Raw genomic sequence first — 17,711 nt, 5'->3', positions numbered from 1 at the left:
TGTGAAAATAAAACACCAATTAGCCATTTTTAACGCATTGACCCGATTGTTGGTTATTTTGATTTTGTGGTTAATGCTGCCTATTTTGGTAGAAAATGTGGTTTATAGACACATCAATAATGGTTTGCTGGAAAAGAAACACAAGTTTATTGAGCACTTGAATAAAAGCGAAATTGATGATTTTATCGAAAATTCGGATGATTCTACAGAAACCTATTCTCAGTTTTCTACACTTCACAGTGAGTTTTTAGTACTTTCAAGATCTCCAATAAAAGCCAATCAGAAAAAAGCAGTCTTTAGCAATGAGTTTAGGATTATAGAAGGCGAAGAAAGTGAATATAGAATTCTGCAATATCATTTTACCTATGAAAAACAGGGATATCAACTCGAAATAGGAAGCAGTCTTAGCGAAATAAATGATCTTACCTTTATTATTCGGTTTTTTATAATAATTGTTTTTGTGGTCATTCTGTTGATTACTTTTTTGGCAGATACTTTTTATATTGAATTTCTGCTGAAACCTTTTTATAAAATTATAGACACAAAAATAAGGCGTGTAAATGAGCCCGAATCTTTTGATCATACTCCAATAAAAGCGAGATCGAGAGATTTTAGGGAACTTGATTTTGTTTTAAACCAAATGATGGATCGTATTGCGGAACTTTTTAAAAAAGAAAAACAATTTATTTCTAATGTTTCGCATGAACTTCTTACGCCAATTGCATTGCTTAAAAGTAAGTTTGAGAATTTACTACAGAATGATTCTTTAGATGATAATGCATTTGATAAAATTGCAGGATCTCTCAGAACATTAGATATGCTGAAAAAAATTATCAATAACTTACTGTTGATTTCCAGAATAGAAAATAATCAATATGAGGCAAACGAGGTTATTAATTTTCATGAAATCATTACGGATCTGCAGGAAGATCTTCAAGATCGTATTGAGGATCGCGAAATTCAGTTTCTGAATAAAATGCAGCATGATTATATCTTTACAGGAAACAAAACGCTAATCCATATCCTGATTTATAATTTGGTAACCAATGCCATAAAATACAATAAGCCAAAAGGCAGCATTGTAGTCGAAGATGGTTTTCTGGAACATCGTTATTTTATTTCGATTACCGATTTAGGAATTGGAATGAATGCTTCTCAGATAGAAAACATATTTAATAGATTTGCCAGAATCAGTTCAGATCAGGATGGGCAGGGTTTAGGACTTGCTATTGCAGAGAGTATTGCATCTTTTCATCATATCGAAATCAAAGTTACTTCGCAAATAAATGAAGGAACTACCTTTATGTTATTGCTTCCGGAAATGACAAAACACAATTAAAAGTTAATTTTTTCGGGTTGGTTCAATCTTCATTTAATCTTCATTTAGTGATTATATCTTTGAGGTATAATAAATGAAATAATAACAATCATAAAATCTTCAAATCATGAAAAAATTAGTAATGTTAGCAGTAGCTGTTTTAGGAACAACTGCAATGGTAAGCGCTCAAACAACTCCAGCTCAAACAACTCCGGCAAAAGAAGCTAAAGCTCCTAAAAAAGACAAAAAAGCTGATAAAAAAGCTAAAAAAGCAGAAGCTGCGAAACCAGAAGCTGCAAAAGCTCAAAAATAAAACAACATTGGTTTACAATGTAAACCTGTTGTGGATTATTAAAGGTTTTGAAAAATTTGGTAGAGAAAAAGCTGGTGGAGAAATCTATCAGCTTTTTACATTTATTAGAGTTAAAATTTTGATAATAAAAAGCTATAAAATTTTCATTATTTGTTACTTTGCTTAAAACTATAACTAATGATAATTCGTTTTGTACTTCTCTGTGCTCTTTTTTTGTTTATTGAGTTCTATTCTTACCAGGCCTTTCGTACTGTAATCAAATTAAGATGGGTTTTGGTTAGCTATCAAATTATAAGTTTACTGCTTTTAATTTTTATCATATACTCTTTCACGCAATTCGATCGTTCTATTGGACAAACCAAACAAACCATGTTTACAATGGGTTTGATGTTATTGGTTTATGTTCCAAAAATTGTTTTGACACTTATTATGTTTGGTGAAGATATTTTTAGAATAGGAGCAAGTCTTTTGAATTATTTCATGTATAATGCTACCAGAAAAGAAATGATGCCGGACAGACGAAAGTTTGTCAGCCAGATTGCTTTAGGTTTGGCAGCTGTTCCTTTTTTATCTTTGATTTATGGAATATTTGAAGGGAAATATAATTTTAAAGTAATAAAACAAACCGTTTTCTTTCCTGATTTACCGGATGCTTTCGACGGTTTTAGAATTACTCAGATTTCAGACGTTCACAGCGGAAGTTTTGATAATCCGGAAAAGATAAATTATGCCATTGATCTGATTAATGAACAAGAAGCGGATATGATTTTGTTTACAGGAGATATTGTAAATACTCACGCAAAAGAAATGCATCCCTGGTTAGAAACTTTTAAGAGAATAAAAGATTATAAGTATGGAAAATTCTCCGTTTTAGGAAATCATGATTATGGTGAATATGTTACGTGGCCTTCTGAAAAAGAGAAAGATGAAAATTTCAAAGAGATAAAAAGCCTTTACGGTCAGATTGGGTTTGATCTTTTATTAAACGAACATACCTATATCCAAAAAGGCGATGATAAAATTGCATTAATTGGAGTAGAGAATTGGGGGCAAAACTTTAAAAAGGCAGGAGATTTAAATAAAGCTTCTCAGAATGTGCATCAGGACGATTTTAAAGTACTAATGAGTCACGATCCAAGTCATTGGGAATATGAGATTAAGAATCATCCTAAAAACTTTCATTTAACATTGTCAGGTCATACGCATGGTATGCAATTTGGGATTGAAATTCCGGGATATTTTAAATGGAGTCTGGCACAATATATCTATAAACAATGGGCAGGATTATACGAAAATGCAGGACGATATGTTTATGTAAACAGAGGTTTTGGTTTTCATGCCTATCCGGGTAGAGTAGGTATTATGCCTGAAATAACCGTGATTGAACTAAAAAAAGGGAACAATGTGGCTTAATTCGTTAAAAATGCTACATTTGTATATAATTATCTCTTTTTAACAGAATAAAAAAGAATTAAATTTTTGGTTTTATGTCAAAATTTGGAGAACTTATAAATGCTCAAGTTCCAGTGTTAATTGATTTTTACACGGATTGGAACGAATCATCTGTATCGATGCATCCTGTTATTAAGGATGTTGCAGCTGCGCTTGGCGATAAAGCCAAGGTGATTAAAATTGATGTGGATAAAAATCAGGAATTAGCAGAAGCCCTGCGTATCAAAGGACTTCCTACTTTGATGATTTACAAAGAAGGGCAAATGATCTGGAGGCAATCAGGAGAACTTGATGCGAATACGATTATTGGAATTGTCCAGGAGCAATTTAGCTTATAGAATACTACTTTCAGATTTGATATTATTTAGTGAATAATATCAAATTTATATCCATTTTCTTTTAAAAAATGTAAGGTTTTAGGTAGTGCAAATTTTAGATTTTGCGATGCTTTTATACTGTCATGAAATACAATGACGCTTCCCGATTTAACATTTTTGGTAACGTTTTCAAGGCATTTTTCAGGAGTAATACTTTGGTCAAAATCAGCACTTAAAACATCCCACATAATTATTTTGTAGCCTAGATTTCTCAATATTTTAGATTGCGCTTTTTTTATCTTCCCGTAAGGGGGACGAAATATTAGATTGCACGTTTTTTCTTCTTCAAGAACTGCTGCGCAATTTTTTACATTCTCAATGTAGTCATTGTTATTGCTTTTCCAGCCATTAACGTGATTCATAGTATGATTGCCGATAGAATGTCCATCAGTTATTAATTTCTCGAATAAAGATAAGTTGGCTTTAATGTTTTTTCCGATACAGAAAAAAGTAGCTTTTGCATCAAACTTTTTTAATTCAGACAAAACCCACTCTGTAACTTCTGGAGTTGGACCATCATCAAACGTGAGATATATTTTCTTTTCTTTGTTTGGGATGTCCCAACAATATTTAGAAAACACCCTTTTTATGAATGAATTTGTTTTTACCCAATAAAAGCTCATTTGGAAGAATTTAGTGATATGTAAATTTAAAAAATGCAGCGCTATTTATCAAACAGTGCTGCATTTTTTTAATTGCTATATTTTTCGTATATTATTCTTTTTCACGGCCAAAACGTTCAAAAACGTTTACATAAGTATTAAAAGTTACTTTCTGTTTCTCGTAGAATGCTTTGTCGTTATTTTTCTTCATAACCTCCAATAAACTTCTGTAGCGTTCGATATCAGTAATAATATCCATTGCCAAATCCGTTTGATCGCCTGGAGTCAGAGTTGCATAATAGTTTAGGTTCTCTCTGTATTTTTGAACTAATTGATTAAGTAAATCATGTGCTTTTGCTGTTTCACCAACTTTATAATATCCGTTAGTAAAAGGTTCAACAAGAGAATAATATCCAAATTTATCCAACGGCATTTTTGTTATTGCTAAATTGATAACATTCTTAGCTTTATCAATTTTACCTTCCGCAATAAGTTGATCCATTAAACGTGATAAATTTGTACGGTATGTGATACTGTTTCTTCTTGTTTCAGGATCGTGATAAATATTACCATTACTATTACCCCAGTCCCATTTCATTACAATGTTGTACATTTTATCGGCATCAATTTGCCCCATATCCATAGGTCCGCCATCTTTTGATGGAACATTTTTAATAGGAACCAATTTGTAAACCATTCCGTCTAACTGTAAATAGTTTTTTAACCAAAGATAATCTTCATCATCAAAAGCTCCACCACTAAAGTAAATTGGTCTTTTCCAATTGTTGTTAGCAAGGATATCCAACATCATTAAGCGGTTTTTGTACAACGCATTTCCTTTGATGTCAATATCGATATAAGGAACGATAGAATCGTTATATTTTGGATCTACAACTTTGTTTTTAATGATTGTGTTTTTGTCAATGTTAACTCTTATCTTATTAGTTGGATAAAAATGGATTGTTTGTCCGTTTTGTAATCCAACAGTAGACTTAGGGTTTTTGATGAAAGACATTAAATCTTTAATGTCCCAACGAGTTTCTACTTTTTGAATATAAGCTACATAATCCAGTTTATCTCCTACGTATTCATCATGAGTAAATGATATAGGCAATGCTTCAGATTCATATGATTTTGCTTTCATCTGATCAATATACCAATCCGTCATAAATAAGCTTGTATTTACGATTTTTACATCAGTTCTGATCTTTTCAATTTCTTGTGCGTACCAAAGAGGGAATGTGTCATTGTCTCCAATGGTAAACAAAATAGCATCTTTGTCACACGAATTCAAATATGCTTTTGCCATTGCAACAGCAGTATAACGCTCTGATCTGTCATGATCATCCCAGTTTTGAGATGCCATTAAAATTGGAGCTGCTAATAAGCTTACTGCAATAATAGCTGGTCCTGCAATTTTAGGAGCGATATATTTTTGCAAGCTTTCGTAGAGCGAATAGACTCCAAAACCTATCCATATGGCAAACACATAGAAGGATCCTACAAGTGCATAATCTCTTTCACGAGGTTCAAACGGTCGCTCATTCAGATAAATTTTTAATGCAATTCCGGTAAATAAGAATAACGCCAGAAGGACATAAAAACTTTTAAGGTCTTTATTTGCATGGTACATTATCCCAATTAAGCCTAAGATAAAGGGCAGGAAAAAGTAAACATTACGTCCTTTGTTGTTTAAAACATCAGAAGGTAAATTGTCCTGAGAACCAAGATGAACTGAATCAAGCGCTTTAATTCCGCTAATCCAGTTTCCGTCCAGATTATCATATTTTCCCTGAACATCGTTTTGACGTCCCACAAAATTCCACATCAAATATCTCCAGTACATGTATCCAAATTGATATTCGAACATAAAACTGAAATTGTCTGTAGCTGTTGGTTTTTCTATGATTAAATATTCACCGTAGCTTTTTAAGAATTTAACATAGCCTTCGTTGTCAATTTGTTTTTGAGAAAAAGCCTTTCTGAATTCAGAAACTGTTTTGTCAACTTCATTACGTAATTGCGCAGTAGCTTTATTGTATTCTTCTTCACTTAATTGACTTGCGTCAATTCCGTATTTTCCTAAATCATCATCATAATTATGATTTGGATCTATTTTGAAATTAGGAGGATTTGTGAAGCTAATGTAATTTTGAATGTGCCCGGTTTCAGTACTCCACATTCTTGGCAGAATCGTTTTTTGATTGTCATCACTGTTCTGATCCGCATTTTTATAATTGTTGGTAATAATATATTTACCAGTTTTATAATCTCTTTCGTAGTTAGGTTTTTTGTCCGAATAAGGATTTTTGGCATCCAGACCTGCAAAAACTTCCGTGTATTGAGGCCCGTAAAACAATGGGTTTACACCATATTGTTCCCGATTGTAATAGGCTAAAACCTCGGTTGCATCTGATGGTTTATTTTCGTTGATTACTGTATTTGCATTCGCACGAACCGGCAACATCATCCACGTTGAGAATCCAATAAAAATAAATAAGATACAAAGAATAATAGTGTTGTAAAAAATCAGTCCTTTTTGTTTGGTAAGTTTTAATCCAAAGTAGAAGAAAGCAATAAATAATAGCGCCACAAAAATGGTTCCCGAATTAAAAGGTAATCCCATACTGTTTACCATGAAAATTTCGGTTTTTCCAAACAATGCCATCGTTAATGGTAATAGTAGTATGAAAATAAATAACAAAATCCCAACTACTACAAGATTGGCTATAATGAAATTCTTAATTGTAACTTTTTCATAATGCTTAAAATAGTATAGAAAACCTATTGAAGGAATGGTCAATAAAGCCATAAAGTGAACTCCAAATGAAAGACCAACAACAAGCGAAATAAGCAACAGCCATTTATTTCCTTTTGGTTTGTCCATATCTTGTTCCCAACGTAATCCAAGCCAAAAAAGCAATGCAATTAATAAAGATGCCATTGCATACACTTCGGCTTCAACAGCATTGAACCAAAAACTGTCAGAGAAAGTAAAAGCCAATGCTCCAACAAAAGAAGCTCCTAATATAGCAATTGAATTGTTTTGATCTATTTCAGCAAAACGAGCAACGATTTTTTTCAGAATCATTGAAGAAGACCAAAACATAAATAAAATAGTGAATGCACTTGAAAAAACAGACATCATATTTACCATCACAGCAATATGTTGGTTGTCTATAGCAAACATAGCAAAAAATGCGCCCATCATTTGAAACAGTGGTGCTCCCGGAGGGTGACCAACTTCTAATTTAGCCGCTGTAGCAATGTATTCGCCACAGTCCCAAAAGCTCATGGTAGGTTCAACAGTTAGTGTATAAGTAATTAAAGCGATTGCAAATGCAAACCAACCAATAATTGTATTCCATTTATTGAAATTGAATTGTGCCATATTTAGGTGTTAAAATTTTGTATGTTTTCTATCCTACAAAGAAAATGTTTTTTTGTTTAAAGAAACGACCATTAACATAAAATTCTACAAAAGTATTTGAATGAAGTAATACGTTGTTTGTGAAATACTTGTGTGGGAATTGCGAATTTTAAAGATAAAAAAATCAAAAAAAATGATTTTTTTTCTTCAAAAAGTTTGCACAAACTAAAAAAAGCTTTAAATTTGCACTCGCTTAACAGCAACGCTGGTCTATGGTGTAATGGTAACACAACTGTTTTTGGTGCAGTCTTTCAAGGTTCGAGTCCTTGTAGACCAACATAAAAGCCTCTCAATCGAGAGGCTTTTTTTTATGCAATAAATTTAAGGATTTTCGTCGAATCAAAAAAAATTCATAGAGCAATAAAAAAAAGAGGAAGTTGTATTTGTGGTTACGATGAGATTGTATATTTGTTTGAAGATTGTATTTGTGTTTCAGTGCGTGATTATTTAGGGAAAAATAAAAATAAATAAAATAAATGGGAAATAGAATTTTACTAGTTGGGATGATGTGTTTGTTTTTGGTGTTTAATGGTTGTAATTCTGATTCAGATCTTGAAAAAGAGCCTTCAAAAGAGCCTGTAAAAGAGATAAAAACAGAAGTTGAAGCCGATTATGTCTTGAATGAGGAGATTGATGATTTTGTTATAAACAATGATAATACTATTTTTAAAGTAGGAGAGTGGCGTGGCGAAGGGAAAGACTCTGTGGCTTTTATGAAGGTTGATTTATTAGGAAATGTAAAGCCTCTTAAGATGTTGAATATTATAGGGTTTTATCAGAGTCAATTAATGTTGACAAATGAAGGAAATGTTTTTTTGATTGCGCCTATTCATGATGTTGATTACGACAAAATGTTTCTGTTTAAGGATAATTTTTCAAAGTTGGAACCTTTTTATACAATGGCTCCACTTAGTTCTCCAGGTCCTTCTCCATTTTTTGATAGAAGTAGGTTGTGGGTCTTTACTGCTGTTAATGATAAAACATGTTTTGTTTTTGATTCTAATGAAAGAACTATAAAGCGCGTGTTTTTGGAATCAAAATCAGAGACTTTTGTAGCTGGTTCTGGAAAAAATGTGATAAAAGATGGAATAGGTCAGGATGCTGGTTTTGGCGATGTGAATGAAATGATTTCTCAAGATGGAACTTTTTATATAGTTGATAAATGGCGTGTTAATGAGAATTTTTTGAGTTATAATATTAGAAAAATGGAATTTGTGAACAATGCATGGAAGGTAGTTACCTTGATTTCTAGTTCAACAGATGATTATAGGAGTGTTTCTTTTGATTCAAAGGGAGATTTGTACGTTTTGATTGGAGGTAAGGGGATTTACAAACTAAATCTTCAAAATAATGCGTTAACTCTTTTTAAGGGCGGAAAAATAAAAATAAAGTCAGGGAATGATCATTCGGTAATTGATTTGGGTTCTTTTGCGGAGATAAAAATTAAAGACAAAGACTTGTATTTGAGAGCTGAGACTTCTTTTGTGAAAATTTCTGATTTTCAGTCAAAGTTTAATTCTTTAAGCAATTAGTTGGCTTGATGAATAAGTGGTGATGTGATTGAAAGAGTGGTGGTTAATTCAGTGACTTCTTTTTTGTTTTTAATCTTTTTTTGATTTGGATTTTTTTGTAAAAAGGTTTTGTTGTATGAGATGATATAAAAAATTTGCATATACTAAAAAAAGTTTTAAATTTGCACTCGCTTAACAGCACTGCTGGTCTATGGTGTAATGGTAACACAACTGTTTTTGGTGCAGTCTTTCAAGGTTCGAGTCCTTGTAGACCAACAAAAAAAGCCTCTCAATCGAGAGGCTTTTTTTATGCAATAAAGTTTCGTGTTGCTATATTTTGTTTTTTAAAGTTTTTTTATTTCGCGAATAAAGAAGAAGGAACCACGCCAAATTTCTTTTTGAATGAAAATGAAAAATGAGATAAATCTTCAAAACCAACGCCGATATAAACTTCTGATGGCGGGTTTCCCTGACTAATCAAATAATAAGCTTCCTGAAGTCTTTTGTTTAATAACCACTTTCCGGGTGTTTGTTGAAATACTTTCTGAAAATCCCTTTTGAATGTCGCCAGGCTTCTGCCGGTGAGATAAGCAAAGCGGTTTAGGTGTACATTAAAATGAAAATTCTTGTTCATAAAAGCTTCCAGATCCATTTTTCCTGGTTCGGTAAAATCAAATAAGATGTCTTTTAATTCGGGGTTTGCTTTAAGTAAGAGATGAATGGCTTCTTTTATTTTTAAATTAAAAAGCGTTTGATTGTCTTCTTGTTCGACTTCAAGATAGGATATAAGTGATTCCATGAAAGATTTATAAAGCGGGTTTGGTGCTAGTATAATCATGGCTTCTGAATCTGTTCTTTTGTCAATTTTGAAATCATATTCTTTGCTTATTTCGCGCAGAATTTCCTGATCCAGAAAAAGAGATATGGTTTTGAATTCTCCTCCGTCAGGTGGTATTTTGGTGAATTTTGCAAGATGATTTCTTTTGCTAAAGCGAAAATCTCCCGCTTTTGTATGATAAGTGTTTTTACTGTCTGAGGCTGTCATTTCGCCTGAAATCTGATAGCTAAATACATGTTCGGGTATAAAATGCTCGCCTTCACGACTGCGTGCGTAATAGCAGGAGTAAAGTATTTTTGGTTTTGTATTTGTTTTTGCGCTCATAATTGTAAAGTTACAAAAAGATCCGGAAAATCTTTTCGTATTAAAGATGTCCGGATCTTTGGAAATTATTTTTTATTGAATTAATGCTCTTGGTTCGAGATAGGCTTCGAGTCCTAAAACGCCAAATTCTCTGCCTATTCCTGACTGTTTGAATCCGCCAAAAGGCGCCATCGGATCATGTCCGATTCCGTTTATTTGTACTCGCCCTGCATTGATTTGCGAAGCTACTTTGTTGGCTCTTTTTGCATCCGAAGAACTTACGTAGGCTTGTAGTCCGTATGTGGTGTCGTTTGCTATTTCGATCGCTTCTTCTTCGGTTTTATAGGTAATGATCGATAAAACGGGACCAAATATTTCTTCTCTGGCAATACGCATTTGGTTGTTTACGTTGATGAAAACGGTAGGTTTTACAAAATTTCCGTTTTCTAATCCTTCGGGTTTTCCTAAGCCTCCAATTAGAACTTCGGCACCTTCATTTATTCCTATTTGAATATAATCCTGAACGCGGGCATATTGTTTAGTGCTTACCATTGGTCCAACTGCTGTAGTTTCGTTTTTTGGATCGCCAACAATTGTGTTTGAAACTATTTCTTTTATCAGGAGTTTGACTTCTTCGAGTTTAGTTTCTGGAATTAATAATCTTGTTCCGGCAATGCACGCTTGTCCATTGTTCATATAGGCGGCGCTCATTGCTAGTGGGATTGCTTTTGAAAGATCGGCATCATCCAAAATAATATTTGGAGATTTTCCTCCAAGTTCCAGCGTGACACGTTTCATGGTGTTGATGGCTTCTTTTGCAATGATTTTTCCAACGGTGGTCGATCCGGTAAAAGAAATTTTAGCAATATCAGGATTTCGACTTATTTCGGCTCCAACAACATCACCAAGTCCGTTTACAATATTATAAACGCCTTTTGGTAAACCTGCTTCGTGAAGGCATTCTGCGATTAATTGTGTTTGTTGTGCGCTCATTTCGCTTGGTTTTATAACCGTTGTGCATCCTGCGACAATTGCTGTTGACAGTTTGCTGCAGATAAAACCGTTGCTGGAATTCCATGGGATAATGATGCCAACTACTCCAAGAGGTGTCATTTGAACTTCTGATTCTCCCATTTTTTTGGTGAAATCATAGGTGTTTAATAAGTTGATTGCAGAGTCAAAGCCTTTTAACATGTATTCATAGCTTATGGTTGCAAACTGGCGTGTTCCGCCGTATTCTTCAATCATGATATCAATAAAATCGGTTTTTCTTTTCTCGATTGCCGTTTTTATGTTTTGCAGATATTGAACTCTTTCTGCGATTGTGGTTTTGGAGAAAGTTTTAAAAGCATTTTTAGCTGCAATTATTGCATTTTGAGTGTCTTCTGTGTTTCCTAAGCGAACTCTTCCTAGTTTTTCGTTTGTTGTTGGACTTATAAGGTCAAAATATTCTTGTCCTAGCGGAGTAACAAATTCTCCATTGATATAGATTTTGTCTATTGTTTTCATGTTGTATTATGTTATGAATTTTATTTGACAAATTTCTATATAAATCACGTCTTCTGCTTTGTTGAAAAGCTCAATTGTGCTTTGTTGTAAAGCTCGCGTGTTTTTCTTTAAACTCATTAAACTGATTGAATTTCATAAAAAAAAAGCCCTCAAATGAAGACTTTTTATGGGATTAAACAAGGTTAATTTTGGTTTTATATTTTACTTAAATTTTAAAAGTAACCACGGGTTTTACAGTGTGATTTACTAAACCTTCGCTAATACTTCCGTTAAAAAAGTGAGCGAAACCAGTTCTTCCGTGTGTACACATTCCAATAATATCTGCATTTATGCTGTTGGCAAAATTGATAATTCCTTTTTCGATATTGGTGTCATTATAGATTTGAGTGGTGTAATTGGTGAGATTGAATTCAGATATAAAATCGCTCATCGCTTTTTGGATAACGTGAGTTGGTTTAAAGCTATTTGGAGTACAGATTGTGACTAAATGAATTTTTGATTCGAAGAATTTAGTGAAGTTTAAAAGTTTTTCGAATGGTTTTTTGGTTTCTTCAGAAAAATCAGAAGCAAAAACGATATTCCCAACTTTGAAGTCTGTAATGTCTTTTTTGATTACTAAAACCGGAATATCAGAATTCCGTACTACTTTTTCGGTATTGGAGCCTATTAAAAGTTCTTCAATTCCGGATGACCCGTGTGAGCCCATTACGATTAAGTCAATTTCGTAATCGTTGCTTACCTGCGTAATTCCATGAATTGGTTTGTCCATTTTTACGATTTCAGTCACTTGTATTCCGTCAAGATAAGGTTTTGATGAAATTTCGTCCAGCATTTCGTTTGCCTTTTTCATAAAAAGCATGGTTTCCGGAATGCTTGCTCCGCCCATAATTGCATCGTTCATTTGATGGGGTAATTCAAGCATGTGCAAAATGATAATTTCGGAATCGTTTTTTTTGGCGATTTTGGCGGCAACTTTCAAAGCGTCTTCTGCATGTTCTGAGAAGTCGGTAGGTACTAGAATTCGTTTCATGATATTTAGAGATTAAATAGTGAAAATTCCGTTATTTTAATGCTTCCATAAAGATAAGAAATATTTTTAGAGCAATGTATTTATTTTGATTTATAAAAAAAACACTATATTTGCACCGTTATTTATTAAAATCTAAATAATGAGGGGACTAAGTGTCCCCTCTTTTTATAAAATTATGACATTTAAAGAAAAAGTAAACGGATTAATTACAGAAGCTCTTCTGGAAAAACCATCAATCTTTTTGATTGATCTGGCTATTTCCGACTCTTTTAAAATTAGTGTTGGCTTAGACGGGGATAATGGAGTGGCGCTGCAGGATTGTATTGATGTTAGTCGTGCAATCGAGAATAATCTGGATCGTGAAGAACAGGATTTTTCGCTTGAAGTAGCATCGGTTGGAGTAGGATCGCCATTGAAATTGACAAGACAATACATCAAAAATATTGGTAGAATGTTGATTGTTACTACAAAAACTGAAAAAATTGAGGCAGAATTAGTGGAAGCTAACGATGTTTTTATAATTTTGTCATGGAAAGCAAGAGAACCGAAAAAAGTAGGAAAAGGAAAAGAAACAGTTCAAAAAGAGCAACAAATACCTTATACAGAAATTAAAGAGGCAATTGTTACAGTAACATTTTAATTAAAGAATTCGCATGGAAAATTTAGCATTAATCGATTCATTCTCAGAGTTTAAAGATAATAAACTTATTGATCGTGTAACGCTTATGGCAATTTTAGAGGACGTGTTTAGAAATGCATTGAAGAAAAAATACGGTTCTGATGATAACTTCGATATTATTATAAATCCCGATAAAGGAGATATGGAGATATGGAGAAGAAGAGTAATTGTTGCTGACGAAGATCTTGATTTTGAAAATGAAGAAATTACTTTGACTGAAGCAAGAATGATCGAAGCGGATTTTGAAATTGGTGAAGAAGTTTCTGAAGAAGTTAAATTGATTGATTTAGGACGAAGAGCTATTTTAGCTTTACGCCAAAACTTAATATCTAAAATTCACGAACACGATAATACAAATCTTTACAAACAATTTAAAGATATTATCGGTGATATTTATACTGCCGAAGTGCACCACGTTCGTCCAAGAGTTGTTATTTTAGTAGATGACGAAGGAAACGAGATTGTACTTCCGAAAGAAAAACAAATTCCGTCTGACTTTTTCCGTAAAGGAGATAACGTACGTGGAATCATTGAAAGCGTTGAATTAAAAGGAAACAAACCTCAAATTATCATGTCTAGAACTTCTGAGAAGTTTTTAGAGAAATTGTTTGAGCAAGAAATTCCGGAAGTTTTTGACGGATTAATTACAGTTAAAAATGTAGTTCGTATTCCTGGTGAAAAAGCAAAAGTAGCGGTAGATTCTTATGATGATAGAATTGATCCTGTTGGAGCTTGTGTTGGTATGAAAGGATCTCGTATTCACGGAATTGTTCGTGAGTTAGGAAACGAAAATATCGACGTAATCAATTATACAAGCAATATTCAATTGTTTATTACAAGAGCATTAAGCCCTGCAAAAGTTTCTTCAATCAAAATTGACGAAGAAAACAAAAGAGCTGAAGTATTCTTGAAATTAGAAGAAGTATCTAAAGCAATTGGAAGAGGAGGTCACAATATTAAATTAGCAGGTCAGTTAACAGGTTATGAACTGGATGTTATCAGAGAAGGTGATGTTGCTACTGGTGAAGATGATGACGTTGAATTAACTGAGTTTTCAGATGAAATCGAAGGCTGGGTTATCGAAGAATTTGCAAAAATTGGTTTAGATACAGCTAGAAGTATCTTAAAGCAAGAAGTAGAAGATTTAGTAAGAAGAACAGATTTAGAAGAGGAAACAATTCTTGATGTTATGAAAATACTAAAAGAAGAGTTTGATAGCTAGTTATCTGCTCTAACAACACAACGAAAAAGGTAATAATAAAAAGGTTATATGTCTGAAGAGAGAGTAATAAGAATAAACAAGGTTTTAAGGGAATTAAATATTTCGTTAGAAAGAGCTGTTGATTATCTAAAAGATAAGGGAATTGCTATTGATGCAAATCCAAATGCGAAAATTTCTGATAGCGAATTTAATATCCTACAAAGCCAATTTGCGGGCGATAAGGGGAACAAAGAAGCTTCTAAAGAAGTGGGTGAAGAGAAAAGAAAAGAAAAAGAAGCTTTGCGTGTAGAACGCGAAAAAGAAATTGAAGACAAACGCAGACAAGACGAGGAACGCCAAAAACAACAAGAAGTTATAAAAGCGAGAGCTGTTGTAACTGGCCCTGTTCAGGTTGGTAAAATTGATTTAAATCCGAAGAAACCTGCTGCTGTTTCTACTCCTGCTGCTGAAGAACCAGCTAAGGTTGAAGAGCCAAAAGTAGTTGTTGCTCCAACTCAACCAGAAAAACCTGTTCAAAAAGAAATTGTACAGCCAGAGCCAGCAGTGGTTCCTGTAGTTTCTGAAGAGAAAAAGGTAGAAAAACCTATTATTACCGAGAAAAAAGAAGTAAAAGAAGTGAAAGCTGAAACAGCTCCGAAAGTGGCGCAAGAACCTGTTGTTTCAACAGATCCTGCAACAGCTGAGGAAACAATCACTACTCAATATCAAAAATTATCTGGAACTACTCTTACAGGTCAAACAATTGATTTATCTCAATTTAATAAGCCTAAGAAGAAAAAAGAAGATCCAAAGATAACCCCTAATAAACCGGGAGCTCCAGGTGCAAATAACAATAACGCCAATAAAAATAAGCGTAAAAGAATTGCCCCTAAACCAGGAGCGCCAGGAGCACCAAAACCTGCTTCAAGTCATGCGCCGGGAACTCCAAACCCGAACAAAATTACACCAAATACCGGTGGTGGAGGTTTTAATGCTAACAGAAGTGCAAGACCAGGTTTTGTAAAAGGAAACCGTCCTGCTATTGTAGCAAAAGTAGAGCCTACTGAAGAGGAAGTAAAAAACCAAATTAGAGAAACTCTTGAAAAACTTCAGGGTAAAGGTGGAAAATCAAAAGCTGCTAAATACAGAAGAGATAAAAGAGATACACACCGTCAAAAATCTGATGAAGAGCAAAGAGCTATCGACGAAGGAAGTAAAACTATTAAAGTTACTGAGTTTGTTACTGTAGGTGAAATTGCCATCATGATGGATGTGCCGATTACTAAAGTAATTGGAACGTGTATGTCACTTGGTATCATGGTAACCATGAACCAACGTTTGGATGCTGAAACATTAACTATCGTAGCTGATGAATTTGGTTATGAAGTTGAGTTTATTACAGTTGATATCGAAGAGGCAATCGAGGTTGTTGCAGATAGAGAAGAAGACTTAGTAGTTAGAGCACCAATTGTTACTGTAATGGGTCACGTCGATCACGGTAAAACATCTTTACTGGATTACATCCGTAAAGAAAATGTTATCGCTGGTGAGTCTGGAGGTATTACACAGCACATTGGAGCATATGGAGTAACTTTAGATAATGGTCAAAAAATTGCATTTTTAGATACACCGGGTCACGAGGCGTTTACCGCGATGCGTGCACGTGGAGCTCAAGTTACCGATATTGCTATTATTGTAGTTGCGGCGGATGATGATATCATGCCACAAACAAAAGAAGCAATTTCTCATGCACAAGCTGCGGGAGTACCAATTATATTTGCAATCAATAAAATTGATAAACCAAATGCGAATGTTGAGAAAATCAAAGAGCGTTTGGCTGGTATGAATTTACTTGTTGAAGATTGGGGTGGAAAAATTCAGTCACATGATATTTCTGCAAAAGTTGGAACAGGAGTAAAAGAATTATTAGAAAAAGTATTATTAGAGGCTGAGATTTTAGATTTAAAATCGAATCCAAATAAAGCGGCTCAGGGAACTGTAGTTGAGGCTTTCTTAGATAAAGGAAAAGGATATGTTTCTACAATTTTAGTGCAACACGGAACTTTGAAAATTGGAGATTACATGTTGGCTGGTAAACATCATGGTAAGATTAAAGCGATGCATGATGAAAGAGGGCATATTGTTCTTGAAGCAGGTCCTTCTACTCCGGTATCCGTTTTAGGTCTTGATGGTGCGGCAACTGCAGGTGATAAGTTCAATGTATTTGAAGATGAAAAAGAAGCAAAACAAATTGCATCAAAACGTTCTCAATTAATGCGTGAGCAATCTGTACGTACACAACGTCATATTACACTTGACGAAATTGGTCGTCGTATTGCACTTGGTCAGTTTAAAGAATTGAACGTAATCCTTAAAGGAGACGTTGATGGATCTGTTGAAGCATTATCAGATTCGTTCTCTAAACTTTCTACAGAAGAAATTCAGATTAATATTATCCATAAAGGTGTTGGAGCAATTACTGAAACTGACGTTATGTTGGCTTCTGCTTCTGATGCAATCATTATCGGATTTAACGTTCGTCCTGCTGGAAATGCGAGACAACTTGCAGATAAAGAAGAAATCGATATCCGTTACTATTCTATTATCTACGCAGCTATCGATGACTTGAAAGATGCGATGGAAGGAATGTTAGCTCCTGAGATGAAAGAAGAAATTTTAGGAACTGCTGAAATCCGTGAGATTTTCAAAATTTCTAAAGTAGGTTCTATTGCAGGATGTATGGTTATGGATGGTAAAATCATGAGAAGTTCTAAGATCAGAGTTATTAGAGATGGAGTAGTAGTGCATACAGGAGAACTTGTTGCCTTGAAACGTTTCAAAGATGATGTGAAAGAAGTTTCTAAAGGTTACGATTGTGGTATTCAAATTAAAGGTTACAACGACATTGAAGAAAGAGATGTTATTGAGGCGTACCATGAAGTTGCTATCAAGAAAAAATTGAAATAAAATTGAAATATTTTTCAAATATAAAATCCCGAGAAATCGGGATTTTTTTTGTTTAATATGTTTCGAATTTTGTAAAAGAAATTTATTTGTCGACTAATTTTTTTAAGAGAATAACGTGATTTTTGTCGTCCATGTGTTTCAATTTATAATTTGAAACAAAAACATAAGATATTTATTATGT

13 protein-coding genes and 2 tRNA genes are annotated in these 17,711 nt (G+C 33.8%); 10 read left to right on the top strand and 5 right to left on the bottom strand.

The annotated features are described in order from the left end of the window. Position 1 precedes the first annotated feature (1 nt). The 4 genes from EAH81_RS13195 (at position 2) to EAH81_RS13180 (ending at position 3,421) form a co-directional block, all read left to right on the top strand. Complete coding sequence (locus tag EAH81_RS13195; RefSeq protein ID WP_241676560.1) at positions 2-1,339, top strand: sensor histidine kinase; 1,338 nt, start codon at positions 2-4, stop codon at positions 1,337-1,339. Between the two features lie 106 nt (positions 1,340-1,445). Beyond that, positions 1,446-1,631: a hypothetical protein gene (locus tag EAH81_RS13190; RefSeq protein WP_089353114.1), complete on the top strand. Its 186-nt coding sequence runs from the start codon at positions 1,446-1,448 to the stop codon at positions 1,629-1,631. Positions 1,632-1,808: 177 nt separating this feature from the next. Next, complete coding sequence (locus EAH81_RS13185) at positions 1,809-3,044, top strand: metallophosphoesterase (RefSeq protein ID WP_140507763.1); 1,236 nt, start codon at positions 1,809-1,811, stop codon at positions 3,042-3,044. A gap of 74 nt (positions 3,045-3,118) precedes the next feature. Continuing rightward, positions 3,119-3,421 carry a thioredoxin family protein gene (locus tag EAH81_RS13180; RefSeq protein ID WP_007803883.1) on the top strand — a complete coding sequence of 101 codons (303 nt, stop codon included), beginning with the start codon at positions 3,119-3,121 and terminating at the stop codon, positions 3,419-3,421. Positions 3,422-3,447: 26 nt separating this feature from the next. Here EAH81_RS13180 and EAH81_RS13175 read toward each other — a convergent pair whose 3' ends face one another. Further along, on the bottom strand, positions 3,448-4,083 hold the full coding sequence (locus tag EAH81_RS13175; RefSeq protein ID WP_140507761.1) for a polysaccharide deacetylase family protein: 636 nt from the start codon (positions 4,081-4,083) through the stop codon (positions 3,448-3,450). A 91-nt stretch (positions 4,084-4,174) separates the two neighbouring features. Continuing rightward, positions 4,175-7,453: a DUF2723 domain-containing protein gene (locus tag EAH81_RS13170; RefSeq protein WP_140507759.1), complete on the bottom strand. Its 3,279-nt coding sequence runs from the start codon at positions 7,451-7,453 to the stop codon at positions 4,175-4,177. 245 nt (positions 7,454-7,698) lie between these two features. Here EAH81_RS13170 and EAH81_RS13165 point away from each other — a divergent pair. From EAH81_RS13165 to EAH81_RS13155, 3 genes are all read left to right on the top strand, one after another. Next, positions 7,699-7,769 (top strand) — tRNA-Gln (locus EAH81_RS13165). A 199-nt stretch (positions 7,770-7,968) separates the two neighbouring features. Further along, positions 7,969-9,024, top strand: a complete 1,056-nt coding sequence (locus tag EAH81_RS13160) for a hypothetical protein (protein WP_140507757.1) — start codon at positions 7,969-7,971, stop codon at positions 9,022-9,024. Positions 9,025-9,208: 184 nt separating this feature from the next. Next, positions 9,209-9,279 (top strand) — tRNA-Gln (locus tag EAH81_RS13155). Positions 9,280-9,358: 79 nt separating this feature from the next. Here the strand turns inward: EAH81_RS13155 and EAH81_RS13150 are convergent. The 3 genes from EAH81_RS13150 to EAH81_RS13140 form a co-directional block, all read right to left on the bottom strand. Further along, positions 9,359-10,165, bottom strand: a complete 807-nt coding sequence (locus EAH81_RS13150; RefSeq protein ID WP_140507755.1) for a helix-turn-helix domain-containing protein — start codon at positions 10,163-10,165, stop codon at positions 9,359-9,361. A gap of 72 nt (positions 10,166-10,237) precedes the next feature. Continuing rightward, positions 10,238-11,653 carry an aldehyde dehydrogenase family protein gene (locus tag EAH81_RS13145; protein WP_140507752.1) on the bottom strand — a complete coding sequence of 472 codons (1,416 nt, stop codon included), beginning with the start codon at positions 11,651-11,653 and terminating at the stop codon, positions 10,238-10,240. Positions 11,654-11,858: 205 nt separating this feature from the next. Then, complete coding sequence (locus tag EAH81_RS13140) at positions 11,859-12,683, bottom strand: universal stress protein (protein WP_140507750.1); 825 nt, start codon at positions 12,681-12,683, stop codon at positions 11,859-11,861. Positions 12,684-12,858: 175 nt separating this feature from the next. Between EAH81_RS13140 and rimP the strand changes: the two genes are divergently transcribed. From rimP to infB, 3 genes are read left to right on the top strand one after another with little or no spacing between them, the layout of a single operon-like run. Continuing rightward, on the top strand, positions 12,859-13,323 hold the full coding sequence (gene rimP / locus EAH81_RS13135; protein WP_194150822.1) for a ribosome assembly cofactor RimP: 465 nt from the start codon (positions 12,859-12,861) through the stop codon (positions 13,321-13,323). Between the two features lie 13 nt (positions 13,324-13,336). Then, the gene (gene nusA, locus EAH81_RS13130; RefSeq protein ID WP_133507374.1) at positions 13,337-14,584 is read left to right on the top strand and encodes a transcription termination factor NusA; all 1,248 of its coding nucleotides are present in this window, start codon (positions 13,337-13,339) and stop codon (positions 14,582-14,584) included. Between the two features lie 48 nt (positions 14,585-14,632). Then, positions 14,633-17,530 (top strand): translation initiation factor IF-2, encoded by a 2,898-nt coding sequence (gene infB / locus EAH81_RS13125; protein ID WP_140507746.1) that lies wholly within the window; start codon positions 14,633-14,635, stop codon positions 17,528-17,530. The last annotated feature ends 181 nt before the right edge of the window (positions 17,531-17,711 follow it).

This window comes from Flavobacterium pectinovorum, from assembly GCF_006438875.1.
In the GTDB taxonomy this organism is placed as follows: Bacteria; Bacteroidota; Bacteroidia; order Flavobacteriales; family Flavobacteriaceae; genus Flavobacterium; species Flavobacterium pectinovorum_A.
This window is presented reverse-complemented; position numbering and strand designations above follow the sequence as displayed.